The 16642-nt window shown below is 68.1% G+C and carries 17 protein-coding genes; 13 read left to right on the forward strand and 4 right to left on the reverse strand.

What is annotated here, in order from left to right; all coding sequences use genetic code 11:
- Nucleotides 1-176: 176 nt before the first annotated feature.
- The 4 genes from ABI214_RS07765 to ABI214_RS07780 all read left to right on the forward strand — a co-directional run bounded on the left by ABI214_RS07765 (nt 177) and on the right by ABI214_RS07780 (nt 6525).
- On the forward strand, nt 177-1073 hold the full coding sequence (locus ABI214_RS07765) for an AurF N-oxygenase family protein (protein WP_348608269.1): 897 nt from the start codon (nt 177-179) through the stop codon (nt 1071-1073).
- A complete protein-coding gene (locus ABI214_RS07770) occupies nt 1070-2914 on the forward strand; it encodes a DUF4873 domain-containing protein (protein ID WP_348608272.1) in 1845 nt (614 codons plus the stop codon). Before ABI214_RS07765 ends, ABI214_RS07770 begins: the two co-directional genes overlap by 4 nt.
- Nucleotides 2915-3034: 120 nt before the next feature.
- Nucleotides 3035-4711 (forward strand): sensor histidine kinase, encoded by a 1677-nt coding sequence (locus ABI214_RS07775; protein ID WP_348608275.1) that lies wholly within the window; start codon nt 3035-3037, stop codon nt 4709-4711.
- A gap of 32 nt (nt 4712-4743) precedes the next feature.
- Nucleotides 4744-6525, forward strand: a complete 1782-nt coding sequence (locus tag ABI214_RS07780) for an MOSC and FAD-binding oxidoreductase domain-containing protein (protein WP_348608278.1) — start codon at nt 4744-4746, stop codon at nt 6523-6525.
- An 11-nt stretch (nt 6526-6536) separates the two neighbouring features.
- Here the strand turns inward: ABI214_RS07780 and ABI214_RS07785 are convergent, their stop codons facing one another.
- Nucleotides 6537-7901: a DUF1214 domain-containing protein gene (locus ABI214_RS07785; protein WP_348608280.1), complete on the reverse strand. Its 1365-nt coding sequence runs from the start codon at nt 7899-7901 to the stop codon at nt 6537-6539.
- 275 nt (nt 7902-8176) lie between these two features.
- Between ABI214_RS07785 and ABI214_RS07790 the strand changes: the two genes are divergently transcribed.
- Genes ABI214_RS07790 through ABI214_RS07810 form a run of 6 tightly spaced genes read left to right on the forward strand, consistent with a single transcriptional unit; the run spans nt 8177 to nt 10456 of the window.
- Nucleotides 8177-8485, forward strand: coding sequence for a WXG100 family type VII secretion target (locus ABI214_RS07790; protein ID WP_348608283.1), 309 nt, complete (start codon nt 8177-8179; stop codon nt 8483-8485).
- A complete protein-coding gene (locus tag ABI214_RS07795) occupies nt 8485-8772 on the forward strand; it encodes a WXG100 family type VII secretion target (RefSeq protein ID WP_348608286.1) in 288 nt (95 codons plus the stop codon). The genes ABI214_RS07790 and ABI214_RS07795 overlap by 1 nt, the downstream gene beginning before the upstream one ends.
- A complete protein-coding gene (locus ABI214_RS07800; protein ID WP_348608289.1) occupies nt 8763-9803 on the forward strand; it encodes a hypothetical protein in 1041 nt (346 codons plus the stop codon). The genes ABI214_RS07795 and ABI214_RS07800 overlap by 10 nt, the downstream gene beginning before the upstream one ends.
- Complete coding sequence (locus tag ABI214_RS07805; RefSeq protein WP_348608292.1) at nt 9800-9925, forward strand: colicin E3/pyocin S6 family cytotoxin; 126 nt, start codon at nt 9800-9802, stop codon at nt 9923-9925. The genes ABI214_RS07800 and ABI214_RS07805 overlap by 4 nt, the downstream gene beginning before the upstream one ends.
- Before the next feature lies 1 nt (nt 9926).
- Nucleotides 9927-10163, forward strand: coding sequence for a DUF7683 domain-containing protein (locus ABI214_RS25435; RefSeq protein WP_431357156.1), 237 nt, complete (start codon nt 9927-9929; stop codon nt 10161-10163).
- 44 nt (nt 10164-10207) lie between these two features.
- Nucleotides 10208-10456: a hypothetical protein gene (locus tag ABI214_RS07810; protein ID WP_348608295.1), complete on the forward strand. Its 249-nt coding sequence runs from the start codon at nt 10208-10210 to the stop codon at nt 10454-10456.
- Nucleotides 10457-10857: 401 nt separating this feature from the next.
- Here ABI214_RS07810 and ABI214_RS07815 read toward each other — a convergent pair whose 3' ends face one another.
- From ABI214_RS07815 to ABI214_RS07825, 3 genes are read right to left on the reverse strand one after another with little or no spacing between them, the layout of a single operon-like run.
- Nucleotides 10858-11496, reverse strand: coding sequence for a response regulator transcription factor (locus ABI214_RS07815; RefSeq protein ID WP_348608298.1), 639 nt, complete (start codon nt 11494-11496; stop codon nt 10858-10860).
- Between the two features lie 56 nt (nt 11497-11552).
- Nucleotides 11553-12371 (reverse strand): dienelactone hydrolase family protein, encoded by an 819-nt coding sequence (locus tag ABI214_RS07820; protein WP_348608300.1) that lies wholly within the window; start codon nt 12369-12371, stop codon nt 11553-11555.
- Between the two features lie 38 nt (nt 12372-12409).
- Nucleotides 12410-13459 carry a GlxA family transcriptional regulator gene (locus ABI214_RS07825; protein ID WP_348608302.1) on the reverse strand — a complete coding sequence of 350 codons (1050 nt, stop codon included), beginning with the start codon at nt 13457-13459 and terminating at the stop codon, nt 12410-12412.
- Nucleotides 13460-13570: 111 nt separating this feature from the next.
- Here ABI214_RS07825 and ABI214_RS07830 point away from each other — a divergent pair, with 111 nt between their 5' ends.
- From ABI214_RS07830 to htpG, 3 genes are all read left to right on the forward strand, one after another.
- On the forward strand, nt 13571-13948 hold the full coding sequence (locus ABI214_RS07830; protein WP_348608305.1) for a hypothetical protein: 378 nt from the start codon (nt 13571-13573) through the stop codon (nt 13946-13948).
- Complete coding sequence (locus tag ABI214_RS07835; protein WP_348608308.1) at nt 13941-14582, forward strand: Dabb family protein; 642 nt, start codon at nt 13941-13943, stop codon at nt 14580-14582. Before ABI214_RS07830 ends, ABI214_RS07835 begins: the two co-directional genes overlap by 8 nt.
- An 82-nt stretch (nt 14583-14664) precedes the next feature.
- The gene (htpG, locus tag ABI214_RS07840) at nt 14665-16617 is read left to right on the forward strand and encodes a molecular chaperone HtpG (RefSeq protein WP_348608310.1); all 1953 of its coding nucleotides are present in this window, start codon (nt 14665-14667) and stop codon (nt 16615-16617) included.
- Nucleotides 16618-16642: the final 25 nt, after the last annotated feature.

Consider the following 16642-nt stretch of genomic DNA (forward strand, 5'->3'; position numbering starts at 1 on the left):
CTACCGGCCGGTTCTGTTGCTACCGATTGGTGTGCCGGTCGATCACAGACACCGTTGACGTTCGGCCCCGGGCGCGCTTACGTTCTAAGGGACACCGGCAGCAGGCGCCGTGTCGACCACGGCGTCGTTCCCGCCCCGCCGGCCCGCCGCGCGGGGTCCGCCCAGGAGGGACGGTCATGACGCAGACTGCGAAACCCCACGCCGGGGAGCAGGTCGCGGACAGATTGCTCAAAGGGTCGGTCAAACGCTCCTACGACCCGGTGGTGGACATCGACTGGGACGCGCCGCTCGAGGACGGCAAGTACTTCCTGCCACCGCACATACTCTCGCTGTACGGCACGCCGATGTGGGACTCGATGGGCGAGCAGCAGCGAATCGAACTGTCCCGCCAGGAGTCCGCGAACATCCTCGGCGTCGGCACCTGGTTCGAGAACATCCTGAACCAGGCGCTGCTGCGCCACCTGCTCCACAACGACCCGGGTTCGCTGCACACCCGCTACGCCCTCACCGAGATGGGCGACGAGTGTCGGCACATGGCCATGTTCGGCCGCGCGATCGAACGCATGGGCGCCAAACCCTTCCAGCTGCGTTGGTACCAGGCGACCGCAGTGAACCTGCTGTCCAAGACTTTCCGCGGCACGATGCTGTGGGTGGCGGCGCTCATCGGCGAGGAGATCTTCGACGCCACCCAGCGCCGCGTCGTCGACGACCCGCAGTTGCAGCCGCTGATCGCGCGCCTGATGCGCATCCATGTCACCGAGGAGGCCCGCCACATCCAGTTCGCGCGGGCCGGCGTGCGGCGACGGGTGGCCGAGACCCACCGCGTCGAGAAGATCTGGGTGGGCACCGCGCAGGGTGTCGGCGGCCTGCTGCTCGAGCGGCTGTTCACGAACCCGGCCATGTACCGGCGGGCGGGACTCGACGCGCGGGAGGCCCGGCGGCAGGCCCGCGCGAACCCGTACTTCCGCGAGAATCAGCGCCGCGGGTTCGCCGGTCTCGCGGAGTTTCTCGAGGACACCGGGCTGATGCGGCGCAGCTCCCGGGCGATGTGGCGCCGGGCGGGATTCCTGTGACCGGACGCGAGACCGCGCGGGTGGCGATCGTCGGCACCGGATTCTCGGGCCTGTGCATGGCGATCCGGTTGAAGGAGGCGGGAATCGACGACTTCGTGATCCTGGAGAAGGCGTCCGAGGTCGGCGGAACGTGGCGCGAGAACACCTATCCGGGCTGTGGGTGCGACGTGATGTCGCTGATGTACTCGTTCTCGTTCGCCCCGAACCGGCGGTGGACGCGGATGTACGCGCGGCAGCCCGAGATCCTCGACTACATCCGCCGGATCGTCGACGCGTACGGCCTGACCCCGCACATCCGCTTCGACTCCGAGGTGGTGGCCTACGACTTCGACGAGTCCGACGACCGCTGGACCGTCCGCACCCGCGGCGGGGACGCGTACCGTGCGCGGATCGTCGTGGCCGGGCTCGGGCCCCTGCACAAGCCCAGCATCCCCGACTTCCCCGGTCGGGAGCGCTTCACGGGCACGGCCTTCCACTCCGCGGAGTGGGACCACTCGGTCGATCTGGCCGGCAAGCGGGTGGCGGTGATCGGGACCGGCGCCAGCGCGGTCCAGTTCGTGCCGGAAGTCGCGAAGGAGGCCGCACACGTCGACGTCTTCCAGCGCACCGCGCACTGGATCGTCCCGAAACTCGATCGACCGATCACGCCGACCGAGAAGCGCCTCTTCCGCACCGTCCCCGGCAGTCAGAAGGCGTACCGCGGCGCGATCTACTGGAGCCACGAGTCGCTGATCGCGGGCTTCATGCATCCCCGGCTGATGACGGTGCTCGAGCGCGTCGCCCGCGGACTGCTGCGCCGCCAGGTGCCCGACCCGGAACTGCGCGCGGCCCTGACACCGGACTACACGATCGGCTGCAAACGGATCCTGGTGTCCAGCAACTACTATCCGGCGCTGCAACGCGACGACGTGGACCTGGTGACAGCGCGCATCGACGGCTTCACCGAGACCGGCATCCGCACCATCGACGGTGTCGAACGCGCCGCCGACGTCGTCGTGTACGGCACCGGCTTCGCGATCGAGGACCGCTTCGAGACCGACCACATCGTCGGCCGGGGCGGGCTGACCATCCAGGACGCGTGGCGCGGCGGCATGGAGGCGTACCTGGGGATGGCGGTGAGCGGATTCCCGAACTTCTTCCTCATGATGGGCCCCAACTCGGGCGGCGGGAACCAGTCCATCGTGTTCGTCATCGAGGCGCAGTCGCACTACGTCCTCGAGTGCCTGCAGATGATGGACCGCCGAGACGCCACCCGCATCGAGGTCCGGGCGGGCACCCAGCGGGACTTCAACCGCCGCATCCACCACAAGCTCGAGCGGTCGGTGTGGAACTCGGGCGGCTGCGACAGCTGGTACCTCGACCGGACCGGCCGCAACCGTGCGGCGTGGCCCAGGTCGAGCGTGTCGTACTGGCTGCGGACACGGCACCCGGACGTCGACGCGTTCGACCTGAGCAGCGCGGCCGAACGCGACGAGGAGGACTACCGCGGGCCCGCCGTGCTCGAGGGCGGCGGTCGCACCCTGGACGTCGACGTGCACCTGACCGGGCACATGGACCCGCTCGACGGGCGCTACCACTGGTACGGCCGGGTGATCGGCGACGAGCGCATCGCGGACCTGAAGCGGCCGGACGCCGGGGTGCCCACGCTCCGGATCGGCGAGGGTCGCGCCGTGGACGCGACCCTCGCCGAACAGGACCCGTGGGGGCACTTCCGGATCACCGGAGTCGGCGCACCACCGTTCTCCCTCGTCGACCTGGTGGTCTACGGAGGCCCCACGGAAGGGGTGTCCGGCACCGACCCCCTCCCCCGAGGATCGACGCCGGACGGCCACGTGCTGTGAGGGAGCCACCACGATCCCACTCACGACAACGTCACGGAATGAATCGGCGGCCGGGTGGAACGTGTTACACCCGATTTCTACCGAACTCCCGGATTTCTTTCGGCCACCTATGCTGCCTGCATGGTCGACAGCGCGAATTGGGACTTCGGGGACTTCGAGAACCTGGAGGAAGTGCTCGCGGACATGCGCAGTCGCCTCGTCGACAGTGTCGCGACGCCCGCCCGGTTGCGGGAACTGCTCGAGGCGGTCCTCGTGGTGGGTGCAGGCCTGGAGCTGGACTCGGTCCTGCAGCGGATCGTGCAGGCGGCGACGACATTGCTCGACGCGCGGTACGGGGCGCTGGGCGTCCGGAATCCCGACGGTGGCCTCTCGGAGTTCGTGTACGAGGGCATCACCGCGGCCGAACGCGCGCGGATGGGCCACCTGCCTGAGGGTCACGGCCTGTTGGGTCTGCTGATGGAGCATCCGCGACCGGTGCGTGTCGCGCACCTGGGCAAGCATCCCGCGTCGGTCGGTTTCCCGCCGAACCATCCGCCGATGGACAGTTTCCTCGGCATGCCGATCATCGTGCGGGGCCAGGTGTTCGGCAGCATCTACCTCACCGAGAAGCGCACCGGCCCCGAGTTCACCGACGAGGACGAGACGATCCTCGACGCGCTCGCCACCTCGGCCGGCGTCGCGATCGACAACGCGCACCTGTTCGAGGAGTCCCGGACGCGGGAGCGGTGGCTGACGGCGCTCGCGTCGTTCAACGCGCGGCTGCTGTCGGGCGGGTCGATCGACGAGGCCCTCGACCTGCTCGTGACGCGCACCCGCGACCTGTGCAGTGCGAGCGGCGCGTACGTCATGGTCGTCGACGAGGAGGACGCCACCGTCGAGGCGGCCGCCTCCGACGTCGGTCCCCGGGCGGGCAGCCACCTCGACCTGTCCGAGTCCGACCTGCTGCCGGTCGTCCGGGGCCGACGTCCCGCTCTGCTCACCGAGCGGGATCGGGTGGCCCCGTTCGACGCGTCGGGCAGTGTCCGGATCGCGGCGCTGCCGCTGTCCACGACGTCCGGGGTCGCGGGCATGCTGGTGGTGACGCGCGAGAGCCAGGGGTGGACGCAGGACGAGGTCACCCGGTTGGGTTCGATCTCCGACTCCGCCGCACTGGCGGTGGAGTTCGCCGATCAGCAGCACCGGCGGCGGCAGCTCGACGTCCTGGCCGACCGCGACCGCATCGCCCGCGACCTGCACGACAACGTCATCCAGCAGCTGTTCGCGACCGGGATGAGCCTGCAGAGCCTGCTGCTCGACGAGGCCCACCCGGTCCCGGAGTCCGCGGCGAACACGCTCACCCAGACGGTCTCCCAGCTCGACCGCACCATCCGCGAGATCCGCACCTCGATCTTCGACCTGCACACCGCGGGCGAGGAGGCCCCGACGAGCCTGCGCCGACGGCTGCTCGACGCGATCGGCGACCTGACCACCCGCTCGGCGCTCACCCCGAACGTGCAGTTCACCGGTGCGATCGACACGCTCGTGCCGACGCGGATCCATCCGCACGCCGAGGCGGTCCTGCGGGAGGGGCTGAGCAACGCGCTGCGGCACGCGGGCGCGTCCACGATCACGGTCGCGGTCGACGCCGCCGACCACCTGACCATCCGCATCTGCGACGACGGTGTCGGCGTCCCGGACAATCCGCGTCGCAGCGGCCTGGACAACCTGGCCCGACGGGCCGAGCAGTGCGGCGGCACGTGCACCGTTACGGCCGGCGCCACCTCCGGCACCGAGCTGACCTGGCGGGTGCCGTTGTGAGGTGACACGCCGAGAGGGCTAGCGTCGGAGCCATGACTCGTTCCGCCGCCGGTCGGCTGGTTTCGATCAACGTCGGCCTTCCGAAGGACGTTCCGTGGCGCGGGAAGACCGTTCACACCGGCATCTGGAAATCGCCGGTATCGGGTCCGGTCACCGCCCGGCGGCTCAATCTCGACGGCGACGGGCAGGGCGATCTGGCCGGACACGGCGGCGAGATGCGCGCGGTCATGGTCTATCAGCTCGATTCCTATCGGCACTGGGCGCGCGAGTTCGGACGTGACGATTTCGCGCACGGACAGTTCGGGGAGAACTTCACGGTCGAGGGTCTCCCGGACGATCAGGTGTGCATCGGGGACCGGTACCGAATCGGCGGGGCGGTCTTCGAGGTCACCCAGCCGAGGGTCACGTGCTACCGCGTCGGCCTGCGGATGGACGAGCCCCGCATGGCCGCCTTGCTCGTCTCACATCGTCGCCCCGGCTTCTACCTCCGTGTCCTCGAGGAGGGGGCGGTCGAGGCCGGCCAGGAGATCGCCAAGGTCTCCGGCGGTCCGGAGTCGCTGACGGTGGTCGAGGCCGACCAGTTGCTGTACTCCGCGAACCACCCCCGCGATCAGCTCGAGCGCGCCCTGCGGATCGACGCCCTCAGTCCGGGATGGCAGGCGTCGTTCCGGTCCCTGCTCGAGAGTGCCGATCGTTCGGTCGTCGGCGGCAACGTCGGGTTGAGCCCGGCCGCGGCAGGCCCTCCCCCGGCGTGGTCGGGGTTTCGACCGCTTTGTGTCACCGGGATCCGGCAGGAGACCTCCACCATCTTCTCCGTCCTGCTCGCCGACCCGGAAGGCGCGGCGCTTCCGGCGGCGCTGCCCGGCCAGTACCTGACCGTGAAGCTCGAACCGGACACCGCCGGGCCGTCGCTCGTCCGCAGCTATTCGCTGTCCGGCGAGCCGGGCGCCGCCACCTACCGGATCAGCATCAAGGTCGAACCACACGGGGCGGCCAGCAACCGACTGCACGACACCCTGTCCGCCGGCGACCGGCTGAGCTCGGCCGCGCCACGCGGCACCTTCTTCCTGTCGACCGATCGTGCGCCGGTGCTCCTCGTCTCCGCCGGCGTAGGCGTGACGCCCGTGCTGGCGATGCTCCGGTCGCTGGCCGACGAGCACTCCGCCCGGGAGGTGTGGTGGCTGCACGGGACCCGGAACACCACCGAGCACGCCTTCGCGGACGAGGTGCGCGAGCAGCTGGTTCGCTTGCCCAACAGTCGTTTTCGCATCTGCTACAGCCGACCCGGCCCCGACGACCGCGTCGGCGTCGACTTCACGGACACCGGGCACATCGACGCGGCACTACTCGCGCGCATCGATCCGCCGCGAGACGCCCGCGCCTACATCTGTGGTCCCGACGCGTTCATGCGCGATGTCACCGACGCGCTCGTCACGCTCGGGCTGGCCCCGGACCGGGTGCGCACCGAGATCTTCGGCGCCGGGCCGAGCACCACCCCGGGCATCGCGGCCACCGCCGCGGTGCCACCGCACGCACCGCCCGACGCTGTCGATGCCGGCCCGGCGGTGTCGTTTGCCCGCAGCGGTCTGACGGCGACGTTCGACGCCGCGCGGTACGCCAGCATCCTCGAACTGGCCGAGGCGTGCGATGTCCCGGTCCGATGGTCGTGCCGGACCGGGGTCTGCCACACCTGTGAGACCGCGATGATGAGCGGTCACACCTCGTACGCCCCCGAGCCGATCGACCCGCCCGGTACCGGGGATGTGCTCATCTGCTGTTCGACACCGGTCGACGACGTGGTTCTCGACCTCTGACGTCGAGACCGCTACTGCCGTGTGACGGCGGGTGGTTCCCAGATGCCGTCGAGGATGCTCTGTTCGGGCCAGTAGGCGCGCAGATAGAGCGTGAACTCGTCGTCGGGTGCGGGCAGCCAGTTCGCCAGCAGCTTCGGGTCGGTGGGAGCGGCCCCTCCGACCGTGAGGGTCAGCGATCCGTCGTCTCCGTGCGTGAGGCCCTGGTTCTTGGTCCCCAGCGAGAACCGGTCGAGGTCGTTGGGGTGGAAGAAGTGGTGCTTGTTGTAGACCGTCAACGACCAGAACCCGCGGACCGGCGGGAGCTGAGCGGCGGGGAACCGGACCGTGTACGCGTTCGAGCCGTGGAGGCGGTCGCCCGCGTCGTCGAGATCCTGGTAGTAGTAAGCGGTTTCGTTCGGGGTGTTGACGAAGATGTTCGACTTCCCGATCGCGGTCCGAGACAGGTAGTCGGTGCCGAACGCGGCGCCGTTGCGCTGCGTGGTCCAGTTGTGAGCGACGGGATTGCCGATGTTGCGGAACTCGAACAGGCCCCGGACAACGGCATCGGTATCGATCGCGGCCTGCCGGAGTGCGTCCGCGACGACCCGGTCGCCTTCTGAGGCAACAAGAATCGATCGGAACCACTCGTACAGCGCCTCCTCACCCGGCAGTGGGGGCACCTCGTCGAGAACCTGGCCGAGCACGTCGAAGAACTTCTCGGGATCCACCCACTGGGTTTCGGTCTGGTCGCCGGTCGCTCGGCCGTCACCGAACGTCGGAACGTCCGCCCAGTCCCGAACCTTGACCTCACCGTCGAACTCCGACAGCGGATACATGCAGATGCGGCCCACGAGCGGGGCGATGGCTACGCGATCCTGCGCGGTGTCGTCCATGAACACTCGCGGGATCACGACGCCGACGCGAGTGTCGTACCGGAACACACCGGTGATGCCGGCGGGCACGTCACCGTCCCACGAGTTGTGCGCGAGCAGGTAGAAGCCGGGACGGGTCCCGTACATCTTGCCGAGCTCGACGAACGAGTCGGTGCGCTGGTCCACCACCTGGTACACCCAGAACCGGTCACCGAAGTCGGGGACCTGCACCACCGAGGGGCCGCGCTCGGAATCGAGGACCCCGAAGCCGTACGCGACATCCTGGTTGGGGCAGGCAACGACTCGCTCCTCCGGACGGATGTAGTCGTGCAGCATTCCGATCGTCCCGGGAGGCCCGGCCGGCACGATTCCGGCGAGCAGGCCCGGCTCCGGCAGCTGCTCCATGAGGTTCCGCCGATTGTGCATGTTCACGAGCGACCATCCCCACAGATACGCGGTGGCACCCACCGCCCGCGCGTAGTCGACGGTCATCTTCGGGCGGTCGAATCCCCCGGCATCGGTCATCGCAGCTCCCTACCTCGCGGACACGGCACGTAACGGCTGCGACCGTATGCCGTCACGGGCCGTTGCCGGATCACCCGGAACAGATGAACCCCGGAACACACATCAGGGCACCATCTCCCGTGACCAGTCGGCACGACACACCCACATTCGTCTGTTTGATCCGCCGCGAGGGTTTGCTTCGCTGGGCCACACGGGTCGGGTGGGTCTCGTCGATCCGCGGCGCTGATACTCTCACCGCGGGGTGGGGGTCACCCGGTTGTATACGGCCAGGGGGAATGGTGAGAGCTGACCCGGAGCAGATTCACTCGACGGCTGATCGAATGACCGCACTGGCCGACGAATTCTGGGACGACATCGAGGATCTCCGCCGGGGGACCGAGGACCTTATGGCGGGCGATTGGATCGGCGCTGCCGCCGACACACACGCAGCTCTGTGGGAGGAGTGGGTCGATTCGGCGCGGCGTGTGGCCGTCGCTTTGAGCGACAATGCCGGGCTTCTGCATCAAGCAGCCGACGCGTACACGAGCACTGACGAACACAACGCGAGCGCAGCGTCGAGCCTTCGACTGGAGATCGACTCCTGATGGCACGCTATGTCGCCAACACAGAACAGATTCTGGCCCTTGTCGACAAAGCCCGGCGAATCGGTGAGCGAATCGACCGACGCATCTCCCAGGTAGAACATGAAATTGCTGCGCTTCACGTCGAGTGGCAAGGCGACGCTTCCGACGCCCATCGCGCCAAAGCCGACACTTGGCAGCGCGAGATGAACGATATGAAGACGGCGTTGGGGGCGCTCGAGGCGGCCGTGCACAGCGCCCATGACGGATACGTCACCAATGTCGAGCACAACATGAGGATGTGGCCCTGATGCCGCCGATCACCATGGACTCCACGCTGCTCGCTGACATCGCGGGTTCGTATGAGACCGCGCACTCATCCAGTCAGGAAGTGATCGACAAACTGGCCGCCGCGCTCGACTCGAACTGGGGCTGCGCCGGAAGTGACAGTGCCGGCGCAGCATGGGCGGCAAGCTACGATCCGGCAGCATACGACGCCCTCGCCGCCGGAACCACCGTCGCCAACGCCTTTGGCAAGATGCATGATCTTCTCGCCTTCACCGCCGTCAACCACGCAAACACCGAAAACGCCAACAAGAATCCGCCCGAACCTCCCGACGGACCACCGGCGCAACTCCCGACCAGCAACTCGCCAACCTTCAACGGCGCGTATGGCGGTGATACCGACGAGCCGTTCGGGTGGGGCCTGGTCAGCAACTGGTTGCAAGGTCACACCTGGCCAAACGGAGACCCCGAGAAACTGCGGGCACTCGGCTCCGCATGGCGCGAGGCGGCGAAAGGACTGCGGGAGGCCGCCGACGACACCGGGTCCGGTTTTGCGCAGCTCGATGACATCGACTCGGGTGAAGTACCTCAAATACTGGCCCAGATGGATCTGGTCTTCACCGACACAGAACACGTAGCAACCCAGTTCGAGAACCTTGCGTCGTCATGTAACGACTGGGCCGACAAGATTGAGGACGCTCACCGCAAGGTCCTCGCGATTCTCGCCGGCGCGCTGGGCGTTGGCCTGATCGTCGGGGGCATCGCGGGCTTCTTCACGGTTGGGACCGGGGCGGTCGCCGCCGCAGGTGCAGCGGCAGTGTGGCAGGCGCATCCATCGTTACCGTCCTCGTCGCCTTCGATGCCGCAGCCGCGGTTGCGGTCGGAGCCACAGTTGCCGCCGGTGTCGCAGTCGGTGGCGTGGTCACCGACCTGCAACCGTTACTCGAAGCGAACCCCACCGTGTTCAACGCGAGCACGAGCGGCGGGGGCGGGGGCGGGCACCACTACGTCACGCCACCGAAGAACCTGTCTGGATTCCCGAACGCACGTCCCGTGAAGAAGTTGGCCCCGCGGTACCGGCAGCGATGGGAAGACGCCGACGGAACCACGTACGAGTGGGACTACCAGCACGGCGCAGTCGAGAAATACAACAAGAGCGGCAAACATCTCGGCGAATGAGATGAAAGTGAACTATTTAGAAGCCTACGATAGAGAATCCGGTTTTCTGGTACGCGAATACCGCTTGAACGGCATAGAACTTACGGACCTGAAGCGACTACTCGGTATCGACCTACAGGTTGAAATATTCGGGTACGACGTTCCAACTTCGCTCGTTCCCGAATTAGGCAAGTACACCGAAGAGCCCGTGATCGTGGACGAATCCTGCGACTATCAGGTCGGATTCTTCCGAGAGTAGAGGGCGGCCCGTCACTGGTCATAGCTATTTTTCGAAGGATCGCAATGGATTACTTGGACGAATGGAACGCCTCGCAAGAAGAGGCTGTGGCCAGTTGGCGGCGGAAGAACACACAGCTACGCGAAGCACTGAGTTCGGTGATTGTTCGAACCAGTTCCCGCAACTGCGAACTCAGCATCGCGGTCGATGCGGACGCCAGAGTCACCGACGTACGTCTGACGCCGCAGGCGCTGCGCCTCGGCGACGTTCAGCTGAGCCGCCTGCTGCGGACACGATCCAGAAGGCGCAGGTAGAAGCCGCTCAGAAAGTCGCGGAAATCACGCTCTCGTTCACTCAGGATCGAGACTCGATCGCAGCACGAGATTTTGTCGAAAAGATGCTCAACGACAGGTCCCCGGCAAAGTCATGAGCGATGGCCGAGGATCTGCGGTTTCAGCGCGAGATCGTGCCTGACGGGGAGCGGGGATTGGGTCGGGCACGACCCGGTGATAATTCGAGTTTCTACGCCATCACCGCCGCCATGAGCGAGTCGTGCGATCGGGTCCCCGATCCACGCGCCCGACGCGCGGCGGTCTGCTGACCGTCGCAGCACCTTCGGTCCAGGTACCTACCGAGAGTCATTTTCCGGCAGCGCTTTCGACGTTCCGCCGTCGACTACCAAAGTCAGGCTGGCCACGTCATGGGCGAACTCGTGCTAGCTGCGCCGGTTGCTCCGCAGCTCCGTCGCGAGGACCGCGGCCTGGGTGCGGCGCTGCATGCCGAGCTTGGCGAGCAGCCGGGAGACGTAGTTCTTGATCGTCTTCTCGGCCAGGAACAGCCGCTCGGCGATCTCGCGGTTGGTCAGGCCCTCGCCGATGAGGTCGAACACGGCCCGCTCCTGATCGGAGAGTTCGGCCAGCGGGTCGACGGTGCGCTCGGACCGGATCCGCTGCATGAGGGCGGCCGTCGCGCGGCTGTCGAGCAGCGACCCGCCGGTTCCGACGGTCCGGACCGCCGAGATCAGGTCGGTGCCGAGGATCTGCTTGAGGACGAACCCGGAGGCGCCGGCCATGACCGCGTCGAACAGGGCCTCGTCGTCGGCGTACGAGGTGAGCATCAGGCACCGCAGGTCGGGCAGCACGGCCCGCAGGTCACGGCACAGCTCGACGCCGTTGCCGTCGGGCAGGCGCACATCGAGCACGGCGACGTCGGCGCCGCTGGACGGGATCCGCGCCATCGCCTCGCCGACCGACGCGGCCTCGCCGACGACCGTGAGGTCGGGCGCACTGCCGAGGAGATCGACCAGTCCACGCCGCACGATCTCGTGATCGTCCACCAGAAAGACCCGGGTCATCGGTGCCACCTTCCGTAACTCGACAATGACGCTACCGCGCCCGCGCTCGCCCGGCCTCACGGGCCGAGGCGGACGCGGAAGAACGACAGGATCTCGTCGCGCGCGGCAATCGTCGGCTGCCCCGCATCGTCCACCAGGTGGGCGGTCACCACGCTGTGCGGGCCGCCGATCACGTGCTCGAAGAACGGCGAGGTGTCCGGGTTGGCGGCCGAATCGGGCAGCTCCCGCGCCACGAAGCGGTCGCCGAGCGCGTCCGCGTACGCCGCGAAGCGTTGCGCCCGGCAGAACCGGTCCCCGCGGAACCGGTAGGCCATCACGGTCAGGTCCTCGCCGTCGAGGCGGCGGCGGACCGCCGCCAACTCGGCGGGACCGCTGTCGACGGCGTCGGGGTCGTCGAGCGGGAGCGACGGCTGCGAGAGGACGGGCGCGAGCACGGCTGGCTCGAGCATCATCGACAGCGCGAAGTTGCCCGTGAAACACATCCCGATCACGCCCACACCGCGGCCGCCGCACTCGGCGTGCGCGTGTCGCGCGAGGCTCCTCAGCCACACCGTCACCGGGCTCGGGTCGTTCGTGCCGAGCGCACGGAACTCGGCGCTGACGCACGCCCGTCGGAGCACGGCGAGCCCCTCCTCGACGGTGGGGACCGCGCCATCGCGGCCGAACAGGGAAGGCATGTACACGGTGAAACCCGCGTCTCGCACCCAGCGGGCGAAGCGCGCGACGTGCGGACTGATCCCCGGCATCTCCGGCATGACGACCACCGCTGGTCCGCTGCCCGCGGCGTAGACGGTCCTCGCGACGCCGTCGAACTCGATCCGTCGACGGTCGAAGTCCTCGAGCGGGTCGTCCTCGTTCATGCTGCGGTTCGGCACCGTCGTTCCTCCATCACTGATCCGAGTGGCGTGCCCGATCAGTGTTTCGGCGACCGCGCCGTCGCACGAGTGGCGCCGTCGCCACGTTCGGGGGCGATCTCGCCACCCCCGGCTGACGGTGCCGCCCGGAACTGGCGCCGGTACTCCGCGGTGCTCATTCCCACCTGCTCGAGGAACAGTCGGCGGAACGTCCCCGCATCCTGGTAGCCGACGAGTTCGGCGATCTGCGCCAGCGGCCGGTCGGTGGTCTCGAGCAGCGACTTGGCGGCGCGGACGCGGGACCGCCGGAGGAACGCGAGTGGGGACTGTCCCGTCTCGGCGCGGAACCGTCGCAACATCGTGCGCGTGCTCACGTGGAACGCCCCCGCCAGCCGGGCGAGGTCGTAGGGCTCGGTCAGGTGCTCGACCAACCATCTGCCCACCTCCTCGGAGAACGGCCCGTGACCGTTCGGCAGCATCGCGTCCACCATGTACGGCGCCTGGCTCGTCCGGTTCTCGGCGACGAGGGTGATCCGGGCCGTGGCCCGCGCGACACCGTCCCCGAGGTGCGCGCGGGTGACGGCCGTGGCGAGGTCGAGCGCGGCGCTGAACGCCGCCGTCGTCGTGATCGGCCCGTCGTGCATCACCAGCGAATCCCCCTGGACCGTCGCGGCCGGGTACCGCCGCGCGAGTTCGGCAGCGAACAGCCACGACGTGGTGCACCGGCGCCCGTCGAGGAGTCCGGCCTCGCCCAGGAGGAACGCGCCGACGCACACCGAGGCGAGCTCGGTTCCGCGGGCCGCGGCGGCGCCCAGGAACTCCGTTTCGCGGCGCCACGCGCGCAACCGCGCCTCCGGATCCTCCGACGGCACGAGTTCGAACCCGGGCACGACGAGTCGGTCGAAGTCGTGGTGCCACGGCTCGGCGCCGATGGGGAATCCCCCGGCGGCCCGCACGGGCGTCGCCGACGCGGCGATCACCGACACCGCGAACGGGTCCTGCGCGGCGCCGGCCTGCCGTGCGACCCGATTGGCCACCAGCAACATGTCGGAGAAGAGGAAGATCTCCGCCGCCAGGCACCCCTCGTAGGCGAGGATCCCGATCCGCATCGCCGCTGTCCCTCCCGGTGCGCTCGCCAGCCTCCCACTGCGTGGAACGGTCGTAGGCACCACACTCCACGACGCCCTAGCGTCCTGTCGAGGTACACCGAAGGGAGTTCGATGGAGCGCCTGCTCGCCGAGCCTGCGGCCGACGCTGCACCGACCGTCTACATCGTCGACGAGATGGAGGTCCTGCCCGGCCGGGCGCGCGAGTTCGTCGCGTCGTATCTCGACCAGTACGCGCCGGGCGCCCGCGCCCGCGGCCTCACCCTCGACCGCATCCTCGTCAGCCCCCCGGTGTGGCTCACCGACCAGTCGAACACCGTCACCGTCACATGGACCGTCACCGGCGCGGACGCGTGGTGGCAGCAGCGGTGGGCCGCGGGTCGCGACCCGGATGTCGCGGCGTGGTGGTCGACGGCCGACGAGTCGCTGGTGAGCCGACGACGCACGACGTCGTCCGCGCTCGACGATCTCGAGGTGGTGACCGATGTTTGAGGTGACCCGGCTGATCCACTTCGCCGACACCGCCGGCGCCGAGTTCCGCCGGGCCATCGTCGCGGGTCTGCGCGCCGACGTGCAACCGCACGCCACGGCCGTGCTGATCGACACCGCGCTTCCCGGCGGGATCAACACCGGGGACGTGATCGCCCGATTCCGCTTCGACACCGAATCCGATTGGCGCGCAGTGGAGAACGTCGTGGATTCCTGGTTCTGGAGCCCGGCGGTCGACCGGGTCGACGGGGTCAGCTACACCGGCACCGTCTCCCCGTCGGACAGCGCCGCCGCGCCGACGGTGTACCGGCTGCTGCTCGTCGCCGTCGATCCGGCCACCGATCCCGGGCTGGTCCGACAGTTCGAGGCCGAGACCGGGGCGATGCCCCACTACATCCGCTCGATCGGTGCCTCCCAGCTCGCCAGGGTGCGCGATACGACCGGTTCCGCGGCCTGGACGCACGTGTGGGAGCAGGAGTACGCGAGCCTCGACGGCCTCACCGGCCCCTACATGACCCACCCGTACCACTGGGCGCACGTCGACCGGTGGTTCGATCCCGAGCGCGGTCGGAAGATCGTGACGGCACTATGTCACGGCTTCGTGGCGATCGAGGAACCTTTCCTCACCACAGGGTGACGATCGGGGCCCTTCGTCACCGCAGCGCTCGTCGCCGTCCTAACATTTCGGTCGAAAGTTCTGCTGCCGAAGGGGACCACGTATGACCACGGGTATCGAACAGCGCGAGTTCCAGACCGAGACTCGCCAGATTCTGGATATGATGATCCATTCGGTGTACTCCAACAAGGACACCTTCCTCCGAGAGCTCGTCTCCAACGCGTCCGACGCGCTCGACAAGCTCAAGCTCGAGGCGTTCCGCGACAAGGACCTCGAAGCGGACACGTCGGATCTGCACATCGAGCTCGACGTCGACACCGACGCCCGCACTCTCACGGTGCGCGATAACGGCATCGGCATGTCCCGCGACGAGGTGATCGACCTGATCGGCACCCTCGCCAAGTCGGGCACCGCCGAGCTGCGCCGCAAGCTGCGCGAAGCGAAGGACGCGGCGGCGTCCGAGGAATTGATCGGCCAGTTCGGCATCGGTTTCTACTCGACGTTCATGGTGGCCGACAAGGTCACGCTGCTCACGCGCAAGGCCGGCGAGAAGCACGGGACGCGGTGGGAGTCCAGCGGAGACGCCACCTACACGATCGAGACGGTCGACGACGCCCCCCAGGGCACGACGGTGACGCTGCATCTCAAGCCCGAGGACGTCGAGGACCACCTGTACGACTACGCGTCCGAGCGCAAGCTCCGCGAGATCGTCAAGCGCTACTCGGATTTCATCGCGTACCCGGTGCGGATGCAGGTCGAGCGTCCCGCACCGAAGGGTGACGACGACACCGAGGACACGGAGCCGAAGACGGTCGTCGAGACGGAGACGCTCAACTCGATGAAGGCGCTGTGGGCCCGGCCGCGCAGCGAGGTCTCCGACGACGAGTACAACGAGTTCTACAAGCACGTCAGCCACTCGTGGGACGACCCGCTCGAGGTCATCCCGATGAAGGCCGAGGGCACGTTCGAGTACCAGGCGCTGCTGTTCATCCCGTCGCACGCGCCGTTCGACCTGTTCTCCCGCGAACACCGCGCCGGCATCCACCTGTACGTCAAGCGGGTGTTCATCATGGACGACTGCGAAGAACTCATGCCCGAGTACCTGCGCTTCGTCAAGGGGGTGGTGGACGCGCAGGACCTGTCGCTCAACGTCTCTCGCGAGATCCTGCAGCAGGACCGGCAGATCCGGGCGATCCGCCGCCGGCTCACCAAGAAGGTCCTCACCACGATCAAGGACATGCTCTCGTCCGAGGACGAGGCGACCCGGGAGAAGTACCGCACGGTGTGGTCGCAGTTCGGCCGGGTTCTCAAGGAGGGTCTGCTCTCGGACTTCGACAACCGCGACACCCTGCTCGAGATCTCGTCGTTCCCGTCGACGCACAGCGAGGACGAGCAGACCACGCTGGCCCAGTACGTCGAGCGGATGAAGGACGGGCACGAGCAGATCTACTACCTCACCGGCGAGTCCCGCCAACAACTCGAGGCGTCGCCGCACATGGAGGCGTTCCGGGCCCGCGGCCTCGAGGTGCTGCTGCTCACCGACCCGGTCGACGAGATGTGGGTGACGTCGGTCCCCGACTTCGACGGCAAGCCGCTGCAGTCGATCGCGAAGGGCGAGGTGGACCTCGACACCGAGGAGGAGAAGCAGGAGGCCGAGGCCAAGCGCGAGGAGCAGGACAAGGAGTTCGCCGACGTCCTCTCCTGGCTCACCACGACCCTCGAGGACCAGGTCAAGCAGGTGCGCCTGTCGACCCGCCTCACCGACTCCCCCGCGTGCATCGTCGGCGACGAGTTCGGCATGACGCCGGCGCTCGAGCGGATGTACCGAGCATCGGGCCAGCAGGTTCCGCACTTCAAGCGGATCCTCGAACTCAACCCGACGCACCCACTGGTGGAGGGTCTGCGCAGCGCCCACGCAGCGCGCGGCGACGACCCGAGCCTCGCGGAGACCGCCGAATTGCTCTACGGCACGGCGCTTCTCGCGGAAGGCGGCGAGCTGGAGGACCCGGCGCACTTCGCGAAGCTGCTCGCCAACCGTCTGGCGCGCACCGTCTGACGCGTCCACCCGATCAGCTCAGCGC

Source organism: Prescottella soli (assembly GCF_040024445.1).
Classification (GTDB): Bacteria; Actinomycetota; Actinomycetes; order Mycobacteriales; family Mycobacteriaceae; genus Prescottella; species Prescottella soli.